The sequence below is a fragment of the Hydrogenophaga palleronii genome (assembly GCF_031457455.1).
GTDB lineage: Bacteria > Pseudomonadota > Gammaproteobacteria > Burkholderiales > Burkholderiaceae_C > Hydrogenophaga > Hydrogenophaga palleronii_A.
In genome coordinates this window covers 251,758-271,630 of sequence record NZ_JAVDWU010000004.1, presented here as the reverse complement: position 1 = coordinate 271,630, position 19,873 = coordinate 251,758, and the positions used below count along the sequence as shown (strand labels likewise).

At 64.6% G+C, this 19,873-nt stretch carries 18 protein-coding genes; 10 read left to right on the top strand and 8 right to left on the bottom strand.

From position 1 onward, the window contains the following. Window positions 1-3: 3 nt before the first annotated feature. From coxB to J2W49_RS11345, 3 genes are all read right to left on the bottom strand, one after another. Window positions 4-1,179 carry a cytochrome c oxidase subunit II gene (coxB, locus tag J2W49_RS11355; protein ID WP_310315723.1) on the bottom strand — a complete coding sequence of 392 codons (1,176 nt, stop codon included), beginning with the start codon at window positions 1,177-1,179 and terminating at the stop codon, window positions 4-6. 140 nt (window positions 1,180-1,319) lie between these two features. Then, a complete protein-coding gene (locus tag J2W49_RS11350) occupies window positions 1,320-1,952 on the bottom strand; it encodes a DUF2244 domain-containing protein (RefSeq protein WP_310315721.1) in 633 nt (210 codons plus the stop codon). 54 nt (window positions 1,953-2,006) lie between these two features. Next, a complete protein-coding gene (locus tag J2W49_RS11345; protein ID WP_310315720.1) occupies window positions 2,007-2,876 on the bottom strand; it encodes a methyltransferase domain-containing protein in 870 nt (289 codons plus the stop codon). Between the two features lie 310 nt (window positions 2,877-3,186). Here J2W49_RS11345 and J2W49_RS11340 point away from each other — a divergent pair, with 310 nt between their 5' ends. From J2W49_RS11340 to J2W49_RS11330, 3 genes are all read left to right on the top strand, one after another. Then, entirely contained in the window at window positions 3,187-3,774 is a 588-nt protein-coding gene (locus J2W49_RS11340; RefSeq protein WP_310315718.1) for a ComF family protein, read from the top strand. Between the two features lie 190 nt (window positions 3,775-3,964). Next, entirely contained in the window at window positions 3,965-4,438 is a 474-nt protein-coding gene (trmL, locus tag J2W49_RS11335) for a tRNA (uridine(34)/cytosine(34)/5-carboxymethylaminomethyluridine(34)-2'-O)-methyltransferase TrmL (RefSeq protein WP_310315716.1), read from the top strand. A 145-nt stretch (window positions 4,439-4,583) separates the two neighbouring features. Continuing rightward, window positions 4,584-4,907 (top strand): hypothetical protein, encoded by a 324-nt coding sequence (locus tag J2W49_RS11330; RefSeq protein ID WP_310315715.1) that lies wholly within the window; start codon window positions 4,584-4,586, stop codon window positions 4,905-4,907. 33 nt (window positions 4,908-4,940) lie between these two features. Here J2W49_RS11330 and J2W49_RS11325 read toward each other — a convergent pair whose 3' ends face one another. From J2W49_RS11325 to J2W49_RS11315, 3 genes are all read right to left on the bottom strand, one after another. Beyond that, window positions 4,941-5,396 (bottom strand): MaoC family dehydratase, encoded by a 456-nt coding sequence (locus J2W49_RS11325; RefSeq protein WP_310315713.1) that lies wholly within the window; start codon window positions 5,394-5,396, stop codon window positions 4,941-4,943. Between the two features lie 87 nt (window positions 5,397-5,483). Further along, window positions 5,484-6,101, bottom strand: a complete 618-nt coding sequence (locus J2W49_RS11320; RefSeq protein WP_310315711.1) for a nucleotide-binding protein — start codon at window positions 6,099-6,101, stop codon at window positions 5,484-5,486. A gap of 58 nt (window positions 6,102-6,159) precedes the next feature. Next, entirely contained in the window at window positions 6,160-6,909 is a 750-nt protein-coding gene (locus J2W49_RS11315) for a sulfite exporter TauE/SafE family protein (RefSeq protein WP_310315709.1), read from the bottom strand. 61 nt (window positions 6,910-6,970) lie between these two features. Between J2W49_RS11315 and J2W49_RS11310 the strand changes: the two genes are divergently transcribed. After that, a complete protein-coding gene (locus J2W49_RS11310; protein ID WP_310315707.1) occupies window positions 6,971-7,609 on the top strand; it encodes a trimeric intracellular cation channel family protein in 639 nt (212 codons plus the stop codon). A gap of 220 nt (window positions 7,610-7,829) precedes the next feature. Here J2W49_RS11310 and pcaF read toward each other — a convergent pair whose 3' ends face one another. Then, window positions 7,830-9,032: a 3-oxoadipyl-CoA thiolase gene (gene pcaF / locus J2W49_RS11305; RefSeq protein ID WP_310315705.1), complete on the bottom strand. Its 1,203-nt coding sequence runs from the start codon at window positions 9,030-9,032 to the stop codon at window positions 7,830-7,832. A gap of 89 nt (window positions 9,033-9,121) precedes the next feature. Between pcaF and J2W49_RS11300 the strand changes: the two genes are divergently transcribed. Next, on the top strand, window positions 9,122-9,556 hold the full coding sequence (locus tag J2W49_RS11300; protein WP_310315703.1) for a DUF1841 family protein: 435 nt from the start codon (window positions 9,122-9,124) through the stop codon (window positions 9,554-9,556). A 282-nt stretch (window positions 9,557-9,838) separates the two neighbouring features. Here the strand turns inward: J2W49_RS11300 and J2W49_RS11295 are convergent, their stop codons facing one another. Further along, a complete protein-coding gene (locus tag J2W49_RS11295) occupies window positions 9,839-10,489 on the bottom strand; it encodes a c-type cytochrome (protein WP_310315701.1) in 651 nt (216 codons plus the stop codon). Between the two features lie 157 nt (window positions 10,490-10,646). Here J2W49_RS11295 and J2W49_RS11290 point away from each other — a divergent pair, with 157 nt between their 5' ends. Genes J2W49_RS11290 through J2W49_RS11270 form a run of 5 tightly spaced genes read left to right on the top strand, consistent with a single transcriptional unit; the run spans window position 10,647 to window position 19,661 of the window. Beyond that, entirely contained in the window at window positions 10,647-11,489 is an 843-nt protein-coding gene (locus tag J2W49_RS11290; protein ID WP_310315699.1) for an AAA family ATPase, read from the top strand. An 11-nt stretch (window positions 11,490-11,500) separates the two neighbouring features. Next, entirely contained in the window at window positions 11,501-12,094 is a 594-nt protein-coding gene (locus tag J2W49_RS11285) for a GNAT family N-acetyltransferase (protein WP_310316315.1), read from the top strand. 25 nt (window positions 12,095-12,119) lie between these two features. Further along, window positions 12,120-13,307 (top strand): vWA domain-containing protein, encoded by a 1,188-nt coding sequence (locus tag J2W49_RS11280; protein ID WP_310315696.1) that lies wholly within the window; start codon window positions 12,120-12,122, stop codon window positions 13,305-13,307. A gap of 7 nt (window positions 13,308-13,314) precedes the next feature. Continuing rightward, the gene (locus J2W49_RS11275) at window positions 13,315-15,360 is read left to right on the top strand and encodes an autotransporter assembly complex protein TamA (protein ID WP_310315694.1); all 2,046 of its coding nucleotides are present in this window, start codon (window positions 13,315-13,317) and stop codon (window positions 15,358-15,360) included. Window positions 15,361-15,380: 20 nt separating this feature from the next. Continuing rightward, window positions 15,381-19,661, top strand: coding sequence for a translocation/assembly module TamB domain-containing protein (locus J2W49_RS11270; protein ID WP_310315691.1), 4,281 nt, complete (start codon window positions 15,381-15,383; stop codon window positions 19,659-19,661). Window positions 19,662-19,873 lie beyond the last annotated feature (212 nt).

The window sequence follows — 19,873 nt, the reverse complement described above, 5'->3', positions numbered from 1 at the left end:
AGGTCACTGGCGGGCGGACTGCACGACGGCAGGCTGCACGATCTGGGCGGTCTGGTTGGACCAGTTGTTCTTGGCATATGTGATCACGGCGGCCAGTTCGGTGTCGGAAAGCTGCTTCCATGCGGGCATGGCACCGCCTGCGGCACCATTGAGCAACACACTGATCATCTTGCTGTGGTCGGCGTCGGTGACCAGTGCTGAACCATCCAGCGGCTTGATGGCGCCGGCACCCTTGCCGCTGGCCTGGTGGCAGGCCACGCAGTTGGCGACATAAACCGATTCACCGCGTTTGACCAGGTCGGCCAGTTCCCAGACCTTGCTTGGGTCGTCAGCGGCTGCGGCCATGGCTTTTTGCTGATCTGCCACCCAGGCGGAATAGGCCTCGGCCGACAACACTTTGACATGGATGGGCATGTAGGCGTGTTCCTTGCCGCAAAGCTCGGCGCACTGGCCGTAGAAGTCGCCGGTCTGTTCGGCACGGAACCAGGTGTCGCGCACGAAACCGGGAATCGCGTCCTGCTTCACGCCAAAGGCAGGCACCATCCAGGCATGGATCACATCATTGGCCGTGGTGATGATGCGGATCTTCTTGCCGACCGGCACCACCAGAGGGTTGTCCACCTTGAGCAGGTAGTCGTCGGTGGCATCCGGGCTGCCGCTGTTGGACATCACGCGGTGATTGTTGTCGAGCGTGGAGAGGAAGCCGATGCCCTCGCCTTCGCCCTTGATGTAGTCGTAACCCCATTTCCACTGCATGCCCGTGGCCTTGATGGTCAGGTCGGCGTTGGTCGTGTCTTTCTGGGCCACCAGCACCTTGGTTGCTGGCAAGGCCATGCCGATCACGATCAGCAGGGGAACGATGGTCCAGCCCAGCTCCACCCAGATGGGCTCGGCGAGCACCTGCGATTTGTGGCCGACCGACTTGCGGTGCTTGAGGATGGAATAGAACATCACCCCGAACACCACGATGAAAATGACGGCACAGATGCCCATCATGAACCAGTGCAGCCAGTGCTGTTCTTCGGCAATGCGCGTGACAGGCGGGGCAAAGTTGAGCTGGTTGACCGCCGGTCCACCAGGCAGGTCGTTGACGCGCTGGGCCGCAGCGCTCAGCCACACGCCGGCACTCAACGTCAACCCTGTCAACGCGGTTCTTGCCGCGCCCAGCTTGTGCCGCATGGAAACTTCTGCACCCGGACCCATCGTTTTCGTCTTACTCACTTTTCCGCCTCGAATATAAGTATTGATTTATATCAATGCCGATTAGAACAAACTTTCCAGCCCCGATCCACTCGGGATTCCATCTGCCTGACCCCCGCTCAACCTTCGCGAAGGGCCTGACGCAACTCTCTCGCCAGCACAGGTCGGAGTTCCGCGCGAACAAACCGCCCCAACCTGACCGAACGTCCGTCACCCGCCAACTCAACCAAGGCATACCCGCTGACAGGCTGCACACGCACCCGGTCAGCAACAAACTCACTCCTGTGAATCCTCCCTGCGGACTCCACTTCCACCACCAGCCGGCCTTCGTGGAGGCTGATTCGTTCTCCATCGGTGGCGTGCCTCGCGGTCGCAAGAAACGCAGCGCCAAGCGCCAGCAGCTCCAATGCAGCAAAAGGCAATACCAGCACAGCGCCCTGAAACCAGAAAAACGCTGCCACAGCCAAAGACAGTGCACTCAACCCCGCAAATACCCACGCCAGCTGGGCTGGCGCCATCGAACAGTTGCGGCGCAAGGACCAACTCCATCCGGTGTCAGACACCGAGGCCAACTGGAACCCATCGCTCACTGGATTCACATCCACCACCTCTAAAAGGCCGCGCCTGACCTCAGCCACGCGCGTTGGCGCTGGGAATATGCCCAGAATGCCCAGAAGTTTTTGACAATCGTCAATTGTAGCGAGGTCAAACAGGGCTTTTCCTGACCAAACTGCCACATCCGAGTCGGACAAGGTGGTATGGCAGGCCCTCGCTCAGGCAAGAAGCCTTGCAAGCTGCGTGCAGGCTCAGCGTCGGTTGGATCGCAACATGGCGCGCATTTCCTCGACCGACACCGTCTGGCTCGGCTTTGCCACGGGTTTGGGCAGTGGCTTGAATGCGTGACCGTAGATGATCTCGAATGTCAACAGCAGGCGCCCGTCCTGGTCCCGAGGCAGACCAGTTTCGATCGCCGCCTTCAATTGATCGTGCCAGGCACGCCCTCGCAAGCCCCTGAAACGGCCGCTCTGGAGATTGCGGCCCAGCCCGCGAAGATCGGCCAACAAAGGTGCCGCGCCACTGTATGAGAGCGTGATGCGCTCCATGTCCATGACCGGTTCGGCAAAACCACTGTGCACCAGCATGTCGCCCCAGTCGTGCATGTCCGTGAACGCGTGGGCCGGGTCCGGCCAGCCGGCCTGGCGGTACACCTGCCGCAGCTCGTGCAGGCTGTCCGGGCCGAGGCACGAAAACATCAGGAATCCGTCGGTGGCGATGTGATCGAACCACTTGCGCAGCAATGTCTGAGGCAGGGGTTCGAAGTGCAGGGCCATGTTGGCCCACAGCATGCCGACGACGGCGTCCGGGGCGGCAGCAACCACCTGCCGACTGCGTGTCCACTGGGCCGGATTCCAGAATGCTTTCGCCGGGTTTCGCGTCGCTTCCAGTGCCAGGGACAGATGTCTGGCACTCACATGACACTTGGCCTGCGGCAACCATTCCCTCACTTTGCGTTGCCCTTCCAGACCTCCGTTCACCGGCTCCCAATGCAACCAGCTGGTGGGCTTTTCCCGAAACCAGGGCAGTCGCTGCGCCATGCGCGAGGCCACCTCCTCATGCAACCAGGGGCTTTCCGTCCGGACGCCTGCCTGCCATCGGTGGGCCGCAACGACGTCCATTCCAGGCACTGCAATCTCGGGGGCGGGAGTGTTGCTCAAAACGGCGTGGCAAGGGTGGAGATCGGGCGGGGGACCAACCGGACAACGGAAACGGTCAACGTGAGGGGATGCGCCATCTGACAGGGGCAGACCCATGCCGGATGCGGCCCGTCAGTATATTGGCGCCATGCGTTTCCCGCTCTCGCTACAGGCAGACTGGCTTCCTTCGATTTGTGAGGTGTGTGGAAGCTGGCCGTCGCAACCGATTTGTGCAGCGTGCGCTCAGCGATTTGCTGCGCCGCGCTTGCGTTGCGCCTGCTGCGCGGCCCCCATGGCGGTGGACACCGGTCGCTGCGGCAGTTGCATCACACGGATCGAGCGGTCGGCCGTCGGGCAGTGTATTGCCGCCGTCGACTACGCTTACCCTTGGGACCACATCGTGGCCCAGTTCAAGTTCCGGCAGCAACCCGGCTGGGCACAGCCCATGGCGGCTCTGATGTTGCGCACACCACTGGCTCGCCAGTTGCTGTCTGACTGCGATGCCCTCGTTCCAGTTCCGCTCACGCCGACACGGCTGGCCATGCGCGGATACAACCAGTCCTGGGAACTGGTCAAGGCACTGCGGCTGCAAGCACTGCGCACCCAGGCACAGGTGGCACCCCCGCTCGGGCAAGCCTTGTTGCGCACAGGCGAAACACCCGACCAGCACAGCCTCTCACGCGACGAGCGCATGCGCAACTTGCGCGGCGTGTTCCTGGTGAATCCGCCCGAATTGCCACGATTGGCAGGATCACACGTGCTGTTGGTGGATGACGTCACCACCACCGGGGCCACGCTTCAGGCGGCGGGCCTGGCCTTGCTGGCTGCGGGCGCGCAACAGGTCAGTGCGCTGGTGTTTGCCCGCACGCCTGCGGCGTAGGACGCACTGCAGCACACGGTGCACAGGGGTTCACCCGCTCGTCTCGGACATCGGGGCATGCAGAGAAGACATGGCGCTTCACATCTCTACCTCCAGCCCGGGCGGTATCATCCCGCCACCTGCCGTTGGGCATCCATGCGCCCGCCGGACAACGCCGAAGCGGGTCCCTTCCCGCAACTGTTGATCTGACATGTTTCACGTGGTTCTGGTTGCGCCTGAAATTCCGCCCAACACCGGCAATGTGATCCGGCTTTGTGCCAACACGGGCTGTGTGTTGCATCTGATCGAACCCCTGGGGTTCTCCATGGACGACAAGCAGATGCGACGCGCCGGCCTGGACTACCACGAGTACGCAGAAGTTCGCCGGCACAGTGATTGGGAGAGTTTTCTGCAAGATGAGAGCCCGCAGCCGCACCGCATGTTTGCACTCACCACCCATGGTCAACACAACGTTTTCGATACCCTGTTCCGGCCCGGTGACTGGCTGGTTTTTGGCTCGGAAACCCAGGGACTCTCTGACGCAGTTCGCAACCAGTTTCCGTTTCCCCAGCGGCTCAGGTTGCCCATGAGGCAGGGGCAGCGGAGCCTGAATCTGTCCAATGCGGTGGCGGTGGTGGTGTTCGAGGCATGGCGGCAGCAAGACTTTGGAACAACGCCAGCGTGAAAAGCGTCACCTTTTTCATGGGGTGCCCCCCTCACGCCCGATGGCCACGGTGCGGCACAATTGGGAACTGCCTTTTGTGTGGCGCAGGTCAACCCAGGCGCTGCAGCGAGGCAAGTGCGATCCATCCGATCGCCCGGAGAACCCATTGATCACCACCATTGCCCGAATCATCCGGGTGTCCCTCAAGCCGGGCTTTCGAAAGTCCAGAACAGCTTCGCTCAAAGACCTTGCTGCAATCCGCAAGGCGCTCCTGCTCGCTTTCGAAGACTGTCTCAATCTGCCGGCGCAACGCCTGCGGCTGAAGATCGAAAACGCCAAGACCCCGAGCGAGCTCTGGATGCTGCGCAACGACATCTACCAGGTGATTTCCCAACAGCACGACCAAGGCATCGCGGCCGAGCGCATCAACGGGCTGGTCAGGGTGTTTGAAGGCTGGCTCGACCCCAAGCAGATCAACCGCATCAAGTAGGCCGCCGCCAAGCAGGTGGGAGCCTCTGATGCACTATGGGTAGCGCCGCACCAGCGACTCGGCCACGCACACGGGCTTTTCAACGCCTTCGCGCTCCACGCGCACTGACCAGGTCATCTGCACACCATCGTTGTCGATCGGCTCACTGGCCAGCAAGGTCATGCGGGCCCGCAATCGACTGCCCACAGGCACGGGTGCGGTGAACCTCACCTTGTTCAGGCCGTAGTTGACACCCATGCGCGACTGCGTCACCTCCATGGACGATTCGAAGAACACCGGCAACAGCGACAAGGTCAGAAAGCCGTGGGCGATGGGCGCGCCGAACGATCCCTGCTTTGCGCGTTCGACATCGACGTGAATCCATTGCTGATCGCCCGTGGCCTGCGCAAACAGGTTGACCTGTTCCTGGGTGATGGTCACCCAGTCGCTGACCGCCACTTCCTGGCCCACACATGCGGCCAGATCGGCCAAGGTTTCGAAAGTTTTCATGCCAGGCACTCTAGCGCTTGGCGGCGACGGCGACTGTCTGCGTCGGGACAGCCGGGCACGTTGCGCACGGCCCGGCCCGAGTCGGCGTCACTTTGCCAGCCACTGGCAGATGCCCTGCCACTGCTGCAGATCCTTTTCCACCCGGCCCGGGGCCACATCAAACAGCGTGAGTCCGCGTGCTGCGAGGTGGATGTAGTTCTGTGTGTCTCGCAGATGCCCCAGAACGGGAAGGCCCAGGCCTCCCACGAACTCCTGCAGCTTGTCGGCCGCGATGGTGCGTCCATCCACACGCATGCCCACGATGCCGATCTTGAGTTTGTCGGCGTGGCGGAATTCGGCAATCTCGTCGAGGAAGCTGCGCGTGGCGTAGATGTCGAAGATGCTGGGCTGCAGAGGCACGATCACCTTGTCGGCCATGCGCATCACATCCTTGAAGCGCCAGCCATGCAGGCCGGCCGGGGTGTCGAGCACCACATGGGTGACGTCTTTGGGCGGCCGGGCAATCAGGTCTTGCGACACCTCCCAGGTGCGGATCGGGCGGGCTGCGGCCGGGCGAAGCTGCAGCCACAGACGCGACGATTGCTGGCGATCGGCATCGCCCAGCATCACCGCATGACCCTGGCTGGCAAAGTAGCCGGCGATGTTGGTGGACAGCGTGGATTTGCCCACGCCGCCCTTGGGATTGGCAACCACCACGATGGGCATGACGACCTCCTCGGGACAGGGAAATGGACCCTATGTTACTTCCCTGCCAATGGCCCGATCATCCCCACGCATCCCAGAGCAGCTTGATGCCGGTCAGCAACATGCCCGTATAGATCAAGCGGTAGAACAGTTTCGGCTTGATGCGGTGAGCGATCCGCACACCCACCCAGACCCCGATCGGCGCAAATGGCAGCAGCACCAGCGAAGTGGTCATGTTGCGAAGGTCCAGCAGCCCCAGCCAGGCATACGGCACCCACTTGGCGATGTTGATGAAGAAGAAAAAGAACGCCATCGTGCCGGTAAACACCAAGGGGGACAGGCGCAGGGGAATGACGTAGGCGTTGATGGGCGGCCCGCCTGCGTGCGCCACGAAACTGGTGAAGCCGGATGCTGCGGTCAGCAACGCACCCACCCAGCGAGGCGGCGGGACCGAGTCGGGCCTGGGCGGAAACAGCAGCCGCTGCGCCAGAAACACCAGCGTGAATGCGCCTACGATTCCGGCCACGATACGCGCATCCAGCACCTTGAACAGCAGGGCGCCGATCACGATGCCCAGCAGCCCGAACGGCAACAGAAATTTCAGCAGGCGGCGATCCACATTGTTGCGAAAGGCGGCCATGCCCAGCAGGTCCATGACCAGCAGCACGGGCATGAGGATCGCTGCAGCCTGTGGCACGGTGACCGCCAGCGCCATCATGGGCACGGCCAGCGACCCGAAGCCGGCGCCGAAGCCGCTCTTGCTGATGCCGAGCAGCAGCACGGCGGGAATCGCCACCAGATAGAAGACCGGGTCGGTGATCAAGGGCATTTCAGAAACGGATCAAAAATGAAGGTCCCTGAGAGCACAAGGGCTCGGGGACAATGAGGCGATGCAAAACGTTCAATTCTGGGGCGAGACGCTGAGGCTGGTGGTTGAAATCGCTGCCACCGTGGCGTTTGCGATGTCTGGCGTGATGGAGGCCGCACGCAAGAAGCTGGACGCCGTGGGCGTGTGCGTGGTCGGTTTCCTCGCGGCGTTTGGCGGCGGCACACTGCGCGATTTGTTGCTGGACCAGCGCCCGTTCTTCTGGGTTCGCCATGTGGAGATGCTCTGGGGTGTGCTGGCCTTGTGCCTGCTGGCGATGGCGTTCATGCGGGGCCGCCATTTTGCGCCCACGGCCAAGGCCATCCAGTGGCCCGACGCGCTGGGCCTGGGCCTGTTTGCGGCCACGGGCGTCCATCAGGCCCTGTTGCTGGAGCTTCCGGCGCTGGTGGCGGTACTGATGGGCCTGATCACCGGCGTGTTTGGCGGCGTGCTGCGTGACGTGGTCTGCAATGAAATCCCCACCGCATTTCATGACCACCGCCCATACGCCGTCTGCGCCTTTGCCGGTGGCTGGATCTATGTGGGCCTGTGGCACATGGGGGCGCCCGGGTGGCTGGCGCTGGTGGCTTGTGTGGTGGTGACGGCGGGCCTGCGCGGCCTGGCGCTCTGGCGCAACTGGCAACTACCCGCTTGGAGGACATGAGGATGGAGCCCCCACGCTCCACCGCTACGTGGGAAGGGGTCGCCCACCCCCGCGCCGCGCTGCGCGCGTCACCCCCTCAAAGGGGGCGATACCAGTGGCCCGGCAAAGCCGCTTCCACGGTATCCCTGGAATGAGGCACCTCGCGCCGGAGAGCAGACATACCCCAGCAGCGCTTCGCTACCCTCTCAAAAGGGGCTGACCTTACTTTGGGCGGCCCTGATCAGACCCGCTCGATGATCAGTGCAATGCCCTGCCCCACGCCGATGCACATGGTGCATAGCGCGTAGCGCCCACCTGTGGCATGCAGGCGGTTCACCGCCGTGGTGGCCAGGCGTGCGCCGCTGGCGCCCAGCGGGTGACCGAGGGCGATGGCGCCACCCCAGGCGTTGACGCGTTGATCATCGTCGGCCAGGCCCAGCGTGCGCAGCACCGCAAGCCCCTGGGCTGCAAAGGCCTCGTTGAGTTCGATCACGTCCATCTGCGCCAGCGACAGGCCAGTGAGCGCCAGCACCTTTTGGGTGGCCGGTGCGGGGCCCATGCCCATGATGCGCGGGGCCACACCCGCCGTGGCCATGCCGACAATGCGCCCGCGTGGGGTAAGGCCGTTCTTTGCCGCCGCAGCTTCATTGGCCAGCAACAGGGCGCAGGCGCCATCGTTCACGCCGCTGGCGTTGCCCGCGGTCACGGTGCCATCCGGACGCACCACCCCTTTGAGTTTGGCGAGCGACTCCAGCGTGGTGGCACGGGGGTGCTCGTCGGTGTCCACCACCAGGGGATCACCCTTCTTCTGCGAAATGCTCACCGGGGTGATCTCGCGCGCGAGGTGCCCGGCCTGTTGCGCGGCCACCGCCTTCTGCTGACTGGCCAGGGCCATGCGGTCTTGCGCCTCGCGCTCGATCTTGAACTCCGTGGCCACGTTCTCTGCGGTCTCGGGCATGGAATCCACGCCGTACTGCGCCTTCATCAGCTTGTTCACAAAGCGCCAGCCGATGGTGGTGTCGTACACCGCATTGGCGCGACTGAAAGCCGTCTCTGCCTTGGGCATCACAAAGGGTGCGCGGCTCATGCTTTCCACCCCGCCTGCGATCATCAGCGAGGCTTCGCCCGACTTGATGGCACGCGCGGCCGTGCCCAACGCGTCCAGACCCGAGCCGCACAGGCGGTTGATGGTGGCGCCGGGCACTTCCATCGGAAGGCCCGCCAGCAGGCTGCTCATGTGAGCGACGTTGCGATTGTCTTCACCGGCCTGGTTGGCGCAGCCGAAGATCACGTCGGTCACGGCCGCCCAGTCCACGTTCGGATTGCGCTGCATCAGCGCCTTCAAAGGAATGGCACCCAGATCGTCGGTGCGGACGCTGGAGAGTGCGCCACCATAGCGACCAATGGGGGTGCGGATCGCGTCGCAGATGAATGCTTCGTTCATGGGGTGTCTCCTGGGTTTGCTGTGTACCTGGGGGTGAACTGTAACCAAGCCCGGGGCCAGGGTTCGCTGCCTGCGAGACAATCCCCTCCATGTTCAGCCCTACCCAAGCCGATGTGCGCCGCTTTTTCTGTGCGGTGCATGCGAAGTCAACACAAGACCAGCCCATGGAGGCCATCGAGACACTGGCCGCGCAGTGGATCGCCGAGCACCCTGAATACCATGGCGAACTGGGCGACGTGGACGCCGCACTGGCGCGCATGGGTTCGACTGCGCCAGAGACCGACAACCCCTTCCTGCACCTGTCCATGCACCTGTCCATCAGCGAGCAGTGCAGCATCGACCAACCCCCAGGCATTCGCCAGGCGGTGGAGTTGCTGACCGCCCGCCGAGGCGACCTGCACAAGGCGCACCACGAGGTGATGGAATGTCTGGGGCGCATGCTCTGGGAAAGCCAGCGTTCGGGGCGACCGCCCGACGGGCAGGCGTACATCGAGCATGTGCGACAGCGCGCGACGCAGGACTAGAAGCACCCCCGCCGAGCTTCGCTCGACCCCCTCAAGGGGGCGACACCAGTGGCCCGGCAAAGCCGGTTCCACGGTATCTCTGGACTGAGGCACTTCGCTCCGGAAACTGAAGCGAAACACGCGCCTGCGTTGGTGGCAAGAACCGCAACGAGAGCTGTGTCCCCATCCAGGGGCATCAAGGGTCCGGCTCCGCCGGCCCGAGATGCCGTCCCCCCTCCAAGCGCCGCAAAGCGGCACGCCAGAGAGGGGGGAAGCCGCGTCAGCGGCGCAGGGGGGTGCGCTCTACTTGAACCGCGACTGGGGCACGACCTTGAGTTCACCTTCCACGGTGGACAGGTACTTGGCCAGGGCGCGCATTTCGGCGGGAGAGAATTGGCTGGCGATGCCGGCCATGATGCCGTTGGAGCGGCCCACGAAATTGTTGCCCTGGACCGTGTAGGACTTCAGGGCCACGAACAGATAGTCGGCGTGCTGGCCGCCGAGCTTGGGATAGCTGGGGTCAATGGGCTTGCTGAAGTTGGCGCCATGGCAGGAGGCGCAAGCGCCCTTTTCAATCAGCGCAGCCACTTCCACACTGGCGGCACGCGGTGCCTCGGCTGCGGTCTTGTCGGCGTGGGAAGCGTAGAAAGCGGCCAGGTCGGCCATGTCCTGGTCGGTCAACGAGCCAGCAATGCCGCGCATGGTCGGGTGCTTGCGATCGCCCTTTTTGTAGGCAGCCAGCGAGGTGGCGATGAACTTCTCGGACTGGCCGGAAATCTTGGGCACCTTGTGGATTTCGGGGAAACTGTTCTGGTAACCGGGGATGCTGTGGCAGCCGATGCACATTTCGGCTTTGCTCTTGCCGGCGTCCACATCACCCGTGATGTCCTGGGCTTGGGCGGCCATGGCAACCGCAGAAAAGGTCGCAGCGGCGACAAGGGAACGGACGGTCATGGGGAACAGTGGGTTCATTTTGCAAGCACAATGAAATGTCAATTGATCAAAATCAACGGGCGATTATATAGACCCGGTGATCAGCCAAGACTTGTTGTCCCGCTCATTCCGCTCGCCCTTGACAGGGCATGTCCCGCCATTCCGTTGAGAAACCTCCATGAAATTCCAAGGCTCAGAGAACTACGTCGCCACCCAGGATCTGATGCTGGCGGTCAACGCCGCCATCACCCTCAAGCGCCCGTTGCTGGTCAAAGGCGAGCCCGGCACCGGTAAAACCATGCTCGCGGAGGAAGTGGCGCAGGCCTTGAACGTGCCGCTGCTGCAATGGCACATCAAGAGCACCACCAAGGCGCAACAAGGTCTGTACGAATACGACGCTGTGAGCCGCCTGCGCGACTCGCAGCTCGGTGACGAAAAGGTCAAGGACATCCACAACTACATCGTCAAGGGCGTGCTGTGGCAGGCCTTCACCGCCGATCAACCGGTGGCGCTGCTGATCGACGAAATCGACAAGGCCGACATCGAATTCCCGAACGACCTGCTGCGCGAACTCGACCGCATGGAGTTCTACTGCTACGAAACCCGGGAGCTGGTGCGCGCCAAACACCGCCCGTTGGTGTTCATCACTTCGAACAACGAAAAGGAATTGCCCGACGCCTTCCTGCGCCGCTGCTTTTTCCACTACATCAAGTTCCCTGACGCCGAGACCATGCACAGGATCGTGGATGTGCACTTCCCCGACCTCAAGCAAGACCTGCTGAAGGCCGCGATGAAAACCTTCTACGACGTGCGCAACCTGCCCGGCCTGAAGAAGAAGCCCAGCACCAGCGAACTGCTGGACTGGCTCAAGCTGTTGATGGCCGAGGATATTCCACTGGAAGCCCTGCAAAGCGCGGACAGCAAGGTCAGCATTCCGCCGCTGGTGGGCGCGCTATTGAAAAATGAGCAGGACACGACCTTGTTCGAGAAGCTGGTGTTCATGAACCAGAGGAACCGTTGAAAGTCCGCGTCATGGCTTTTGTCGAACCCGTCATCCTTCGTGCCAACGGCATTGCCCTGGTGCCCCTGTCGCTGGACCATGAAGCCGGCCTGCGCGCCGCTGCCGCCGACGGTGAACTGTGGAAGCTGCGCGTGACCTCGGTGCCCGAGCCCGAGCAGACGCGCGCCTACATCGAAACTGCGCTGCAAATGCGCACCGAAGGCCACCGCTTCGCCTTCGCCGTGACCGAAGAAGCCAGCGGCAAGGTGCTGGGCTGCACCAGCTATCACGACATCATTCCGTCCGTGAAGCGCGTGGAAATCGGCTGGACCTGGTACGCGAAAAGCACACAGCGCACGCACGTCAACACCACCTGCAAGCTGCTGATGATGGGCCACGCCTTCGACACCCTGGGTTGCCACGTGGTGGGCTGGCGCACGGACAACTACAACTTCGCCTCGCAAAAAGCCATCGAGCGGCTGGGCGCCAAAAAAGACGGCGTGATCCGCGGCCACGCACTGCGCCGCGACGGCACCATCCGGGACACGGTGATGTACAGCATGCGGGCGGGCGAATGGCCGGAAGCCAAGGCACAGTTGCTGTATTTGCTGGCGCACCACTCTTGAAACCACCCGGCCACAGGGGATCCCCATGCTGATCGACTTCTTCTACACCTTGCGTTCGGCCAAGCTGCCGGTGTCGGTCAAGGAGTACCTGGTGCTGCTGGAGGCCTTGCAGGCCAACGTGGTGGGGCCGACCAACCCCGAAGCCTGCAGCATGGACGACTTCTACTTCCTGGCCCGCACGTCGCTGGTGAAGGACGAAAAGCACTTCGACAAGTTCGACCGCGCCTTCGCCGCCTACTTCAAAGGCGTGGAGATGATTGCGGATTTCACCAAGCCCATCCCGGCCGACTGGCTGCGCCAGGAAATGGAGCGCATCCTGTCTGACGAGCAGAAAGCCAATGCGCCCAAGATGGACTGGGACGAGCTGATGGAGACGCTGAAGAAGCGGCTGGAAGAGCAGAAAGAGCGCCACGAAGGCGGCAGCAAGTGGATCGGCACGGGTGGCACCTCTCCGTTTGGCAACAGCGGCCAGAACCCGCAGGGCATCCGCATTGGCGGCAAGGGCGGGAACAAGACCGCCGTGAAAGTGTGGGACCAGCGCGCCTACCGCGACTACGACGACACGCAGGAACTGGGCACGCGCAACATCAAGGTGGCATTGCGCCGCCTGCGCAAGTTCGCGCGCCAGGGCAACGAGCTGGAGCTGGACCTGCCCGACACCATCCGCTCCACCGCGGCCAATGCCGGCTGGCTGGACATCAAGATGATTCCGGAGCGCCACAACAATGTGAAGGTGCTGCTGCTGATGGACGTGGGCGGCACGATGGACGAGCACATCCAGCGGGTGGAGGAGTTGTTCAGCGCGGTCAAGACCGAGTTCAAGCACCTGGAGTTCTATTACTTCCACAACTGTGTCTACGACTACATGTGGAAGAATAACCGCCGCCGTTTCGCCGAGAAGTTCGACACCTGGGACATCATCCGCAAGTACAACAAGGACTACAAACTCATCTTTGTGGGCGACGCCACCATGAGCCCCTACGAAATCCTGCAGCCCGGCGGCAGCGTGGAATACAACAACGAAGAGGCCGGTGCCGAATGGTTACAGCGGCTGACAAATGCTTTCCCGAAGTTTGCGTGGATCAATCCGGAACCACAGGGCGTGTGGCAGTATCGACAGAGCATCAGCGTCATCCAGCAACTCATGGGCCAGCGCATGTACCCGCTGACCTTGAAGGGCCTGGAAGACACCATGCGCATGCTGTCGAAATAAACCCTGAATGAATCTGTTTGACCCGCGCTGTGTGCGACCCACACAGCTGTTGCTGCTGGCCGCTTTGAGCATGTCCCCTCTGTGGACGCAAGCGCAGCCACGGCCTGACGATGCCGCCCAGCCCGCCACCGGGTCACCCGACCCTGCCGCTGAGGCGGCGGACGCGGAAGCGGCATCGCCTGCGTCCGCATTGCCGGGCGCGGTACAAGGGGGTGCTGCCGCGCCAGACCGCGCCAACCGCTCGCGCCGTCCGCCGGCTGAGGCCCGCTTTGACATTCAGGTGAACACCGCCGAGAAAGAACTGGCGGAATTCCTGTCGCGCAACCTCGAACTCCAGCGCTACCAGCGCCTGCGCGACCTCGATGACACCGAACTTGGGCGCCTGCTGGCCAACGCCCCTGCCAACCTGCGTGATCTGCTGGGTACCCTGGGTTACTTTGAACCGGTGATCGACATCGTGCTGACACCCCCGGCGCCGGGCGCCACCACCCATCCCCTGGGCACGGTGAAAATCCAGGTCGACCCAGGGCCCGAAACCCGGATCGCTTCGTCCAACGTGTACTTCAAGGGCGACATTGCCGACGCAGTCGCGGCCGCCCAGCAGCGGGAAACCATTCGCGCGAACAGCGAAAAGGCGACTGGGCTGGCCTTCACACAACCCACCTGGGACCGCGTCAAATCCGGTGCCTTGCGCGAACTCACGGCACAGCGCTACCCCCGCGGCCGCATCGCCAACAGCCTGGCCGACATCGACACCACCACAAAAAGTGCGCACCTGCACGTCGAGCTCGAATCGGGTCCACCGGTGCAGATCGGCGACATCCGGGTGGAGGGCGCAGAGCGCTACGACGCCGTCAGCATCGAGCGCATGGCGCGCCTCGCCGGCCTCACGCCGGGCAGCGACTACGACCTGGAAAAACTGCAGGCCGCGCAGCAGCGTGTGGCAGACAGCGGCTACTACGGGTCGGTGTTTGCCTATGTGGACCTGGACAGCGGCGAAGCCACGGCGCCCGTGGTGGTACAGGTGCGCGAGAACCTGAAACAAAAGCTGACCCTGGGCGTGGGTGGCAGCACCGACAACGGACCGCGCCTGTCGGCCGAACACACCAACTTGCGGGTGCCTGGCCTGGGCTGGCGCGCCCACAGCAAGCTGCAGTACGAGCGCAACGACCAGTTGCTTTCGACCGACTGGAGCGCACCCCTGGAAGCCGACGGTTGGCGTTGGGGAATAGGTGCCCGCGCCGCGCGCCAGGTCGACGACTTCACCACCACAACCAGCCAGCGCCTCACAGTGGGCAAGTCGCAAGAGACGCCCGACCTGGACCGCACCCGCTTCGTTCAGTACGACCGCGCCGTGGCGGCAAACACGGTGCTGCGCTTGGCGGAAGGCGAGGATGCGAAAGAGGCGATTTCCGCCAATGTGGGCTGGACGCGGCGCAGCTTTGACAGCGTGCCATACCCCAACAGCGGCTACGGCCTCGGCGTCACCCTCGGCGCGGGCACCACACTGGGCTCGGTGCAGCGCCCCTTCCTGCGGACCGAGCTGCGTTGGCTTGGTTACCTGCCCCTGGATGCCGTGGAGCGACTGGCCAAGTCGGCCCTTGCGCCAACCGATAACACCGCCACCACCGGGCGTGCGGGCCGCCTGGCCTTGCGCGTGCAAGGGGGCGCCGTCACGGCGGCCGACGACGCGCCCCTGCCACGCACCCTGCTCTTCCTCGCCGGTGGCGACAACAGCGTGCGCGGCTACGGCCTGCGCGACATCGGCGTTCCGCAGCCCGACGGCGGCGTGGCACCCGGGCGCTACATGGCCGTGGGCAGCCTGGAATGGCAGCGACCCATCTGGCGCGACGGCGTGCGCACCCCCTGGGAAAGCGTGGTGTTTGTGGACGCTGGCGCTGTGGCCGACGAAGCGACCGATCTGCGCGCCAAAGTGGGCGTGGGCGCCGGCGTTCGGTACAACAGCCCGGTGGGGCCGCTGCAAGTCGACCTGGCCTACGGCGTCGACACCAAGCGGGTCCGCCTGCACCTCAGCGTCGGCTTCAGCTTCTGAGCGCGAGACTGAACACCCCCATGAGCGCGCCCACTCCACCCCACGACCACACGGCATCCGACCCGGCAGCAAAAGGACGCAAGCAACCAGGAAGCCGGTGGTGGCTGTTGCTGTGGCTGCCCGGTGTGCTGCTGGGCCTGGTGCTGGCAGCAGCCGTGGTGCTGTGGGTATGGGCGGCCACGCCGGGCTCCCTGGCACAGACGCTGGCCTGGGCACAGAGCTGGACGAAAGACCGCGCTGAAAGCGTGGGCCAACTCGATATTCAGCAGGTGCAAGGCAGCCTGCGTACGGGGGGGCGCATAGGCGATCTGAGCTGGTCGCTGGATGGATTGAGTGTTCAGGCACGCGGCGTGCGCATTGACTGGAACAATGCCCTCTGGCTCAACGCCCTCATGGGCCGGGGCGTGCACCTGCAAGGGCTGGCCATTGAGGAACTGCGGGTCAACGACCAGCGCCCCCTTGATCCCGCAACTGCCGACCCTTCCAAGCCGCTGCAAGAACTCACCCTGCCCATGCCACTGAGCCTGCCCTGGTCGGTGGACCGCTTTACGCTCGAAGGCAGCACCGCACTCACACTGGGCGGCGCCAAGGGGCTGTACCGCTACGGCCCGGTGCCGGTGGAGGGCACGCCAGCTTTGCCAGACACACACAACGCGCACGCAGCCACGGGCACACACCAGCTCGTGCTCGACGCCCTTGAATTCGCTGGCGGGCGCTACCGCGCACAGCTCACGCTGGGCGGGGCGGCGCCCATGCCCCTGGCACTTGATCTGCAGGGTGAGCTTGAAACCACCGTGCCCGGCGCCGAAACTGCCGCCACCGCTGAAACCACGGCCAGCACCCGTGCCATCACCCTGCAGGCTTCGGCCATGGCCCGCGGCACGCTGGGCGGGGCAGACGCCGTGTTCAACATCACCGCAGAGGTACAAAGCGCCCCAGGCGCCACCGCAGAAGCCAGCACCGCCCCGGCACTGCAGGCCGTCGCACGCGTGATGCCGTGGGCGACCCAGCCCCTGCTCAGCGCCAACGCCACCACGCAGGCGCTGGATCTGGCCATGCTCTGGCCGCAGGCGCCCACCACCTCGTTGTCTGGCTCGTTGAAGGCCGAACCCGACGGCGAGACCTGGCGCGCCCAGCTCGACCTCAGCAACGCCAACAGCGGCCCGGCCGACCAGCAACGTCTGCCCCTGGATCGTCTGCAAATGGACCTGACCCAGGCCGGCACACGCTGGACGGTGGAGCGCCTGGAAGCGCAACTGGCGGGCGGCCAACTACAGGGCACTGCGCAAGCCGACGTGACCACCGATGCAGACGCCACCGAGGTGACCAACTGGCAAGGCGCGCTGCAGGCCAGCAACATCCAGCCCTCGCTGCTCTGGAGCGAGTTGGCCGGTGGTGCGCTGAGCGGCGAATTCAGCGCCCGTGCGGTGGATGGCAACGCACAGGCGGTCGACCTTCAGGCACGCGTGCAACCCGCTGCCAACCCGCCCCGCAGCAACACCGCCAACACCACCAACGGCAACCAGCCATTGAACGAATTGCGCCTGGAAGAACTGCGCCTGCAGGGCCGCTGGACGCCCGCCGCGGGTACGCCCACCCAAGGCGTGCTTGATCTGCAAACGGCGCGTCTGACCGTGGCCGGTGCCACCCTGAACGCACAAGGCCGGCTGGACACAGCCGCCCTCGCCTACTCCGGCCAGTTCGACGCCCAACTGCCCGGCGCCAGCGCCCAATGGAAAGGCGAGCTGGCCCACGCACAAGGCAATGGCGCTGCCACCGTGCAACTCAGCGACGCCGCCCGTGTGCTGGCATGGCTGCGCGGCCTGCAAACCCTGCCCGTGGTGGGGCCGCCGCTGAAGGCGTTTCTGGACACCCAACCCGGGCTCGACGCCTCCGGCAGCGCCCGACTGGAAGCGAAGTGGCAAGGCGGCCTGGGTGCCCTGGGCTATCCCACTCCAGCGGGTCGAGCGGCCTCCGCAGCTGCGCCTTTGCCCCGCGTGCAGGCTTCGCTGGCAGTGCCCCGGCTGCAGGTGCAGACCGATGCCACCGGCACGGCCACGCTCAGCGAGCTTCAGTTGCAGGCCCAGGGCGGCCTGAACGACCTGCAACTTGACCTCAACGGCACGGCCACCCGAGCCCCTTGGCGCGCCAATCTGCAAAGCAGCGGCCAGCTCACCCAAAGCAACGGCACATGGCAAAACGGTCTGCTGGCGCTGAGCCGCTTGCAGTTGCGTGTGGATCAGCCCGAGCAGGCGACCGCCGCGTCGAGCTGGACCTTGCAAACCGCCCAACCGATCCGCCTTCAATGGGAAAGCGATGCCCAGGGCCTTGCCCTGAACGCGGGCGCTGGCCAACTGCAGGTGCGGCCCGACAACGCGTTGGACCGCAACGGCACGGCCACCGCCACCGCACCCACACTGGCCTGGGAAAGCCTGGTGTGGCGAGCGGGCGCCCTGCAGACCAAAGGTCAGGTGCGCGGCCTGCCCCTCTCGTGGGTGGACAGCCTGAGCGCGGTCGATGCCAGCGGGCAGCCGCCCCTGCGCGCCGCCGGCCTAGGTGGCGACCTGGTGTTTGATGGCCAGTGGGACGTGCTCTTGCCCAGCGACCCCGCCCAGCCCTTGCGGCTGACCGCGTCCCTGCAGCGCAGCAGCGGCGATTTGTTGCTGCTGAGCGACCGCGCCGTGGCCATGGCAGGCGCCACACAGGCCGGCTCCAGCCGCACGAACACCAATGGCCGTGCCACCGTCACCATTCCCGCCACCAACGGAACCAATGGCAGCCAGCCCGTGGCCGCGGGCGTGCGCGAAGCGAGCATCGACATCGGCGTGCAAGGCCGCACCGTGCAGGCCCGCCTGCGCTGGAACAGTGCGCAACTGGGCGAAGCCAGCGCCGACCTCTCCACCGAACTCGCCGCACCCGCTGCTGCCGGCGCCCCCGCCGTGGAAGATGCGCTGGAGCGCTGGTGGCCCGCCAGCGCGCCGGTCAGCGGCACCGCCAGCGCGCGGCTGCCGCAGGTGGGCGTGTGGTCTGCCCTTGCGCCGCCCGGCTGGCGCGTGCGCGGCACCCTGGCCGCCGACGCCACCCTGAGTGGCACCCGCAGCGCTCCTGAATGGCGCGGCAACCTGCAGGCCGACGACCTCGCTGTGCGTTCCGTGGTGGACGGCTTCTTTTTCTCGGGCGGGCAGCTGCGTGCCACGCTGGCAGGCGAACGCGTCACCATCGAACGCTTCAGCCTCAATGGCCCGCGCGGCGCCGAAAGGGGCGGCACCCTCACCGCCACCGGCACGGCCGAATGGCGGCGGGTGGAAGGCAGCGTCCTGCGCCAGCCCTTCATCGATCTCACCGTCAACGCCAACCAGTTGCGCGTGGCGGCCCGCGCCGACCGCAGGCTCACCCTGACCGGCGAGGTCACGGCCGCGCTGGCCGGGCCGCAGTTGCAGCTGCGCGGCCAGCTCAAGGCAGACTCCGCCCTGTTTGTATTGCCAGACGAGACCACGCCCAGCCTGAGCAGCGACGTGGTGGTCCGCACCACCCGCACGCTGGAGGTGCAACCCACCCTGGCCGAACGCGTGAAGGCCGACGTGCTGGTGAACCTGGACCTGGGTGATCAATTCATGGTGCGCGGCCAGGGCCTGGAAACCCGGCTGGCCGGCGCGCTCAATGTGCGCAGCACCCCGGACACGCCCACCCCCCGCGTCACGGGCGAAGTGCGCACCGTCAGCGGCACCTACCGCGCCTACGGCCAGCAGCTTGCTATCGAAAACGGCGCCCTGCGCTTCACCGGCCCGTACGACAACCCCTCACTCGACATCCTGGCCGAACGCAAACTGCCCGAAGCCACCGGCCAGCGCGTGGGCGTGCAGATCACCGGCAGCGCACAGGTGCCACGCGTGCGCCTGTTCTCAGACCCCGAACTGCCCGACAGCGAAAAACTCGCCTGGCTGGTGCTGGGCCGCCCCGCCTCTGCCGCAGGTGCCCAGGTGTTCGTGCTGCAGCAGGCCGCCCGCGCCCTGCTCGCCGGCAACCAGGAAATGGCAGACAGCAACCTCGCCAAAAGCTTCGGCCTGGACGAGGTTGGCTTCCAGGGCGAAACCACCGCCGCCGACGGCAGCACCACCGAAGCTGCCTTCACTTTGGGCAAGCGCCTCTCGGAAGACTTCTACCTGAGCTACGAACACAGCCTCTCCAGCGCCATGAGCACCGTGTCCATGTTCTACGACCTGTCGCGCCGGCTGACTTTGCGGGCCCGGGCGGGGACGGAGAATGCGGTGGATTTGATTTTTACAGTGCAGTACGACTGAATGCCTCGGTAGGCTGACCAGCACCTGGGTGCCACCAGGTTTTGAGGTTCATCGTCGTTTGATCTATGCATTGACATGCCAGCCTCGTTTTTTTGCATCGCGCTCCCGGGCTGTTGCGGCCTGCCAGACAGGTACGGTTTGTAAGGCCACATCCATTAACGGGCCATGATGGCTTGGCGGCATTGTTGCACTTTGACCTTAAATCCAGCCTG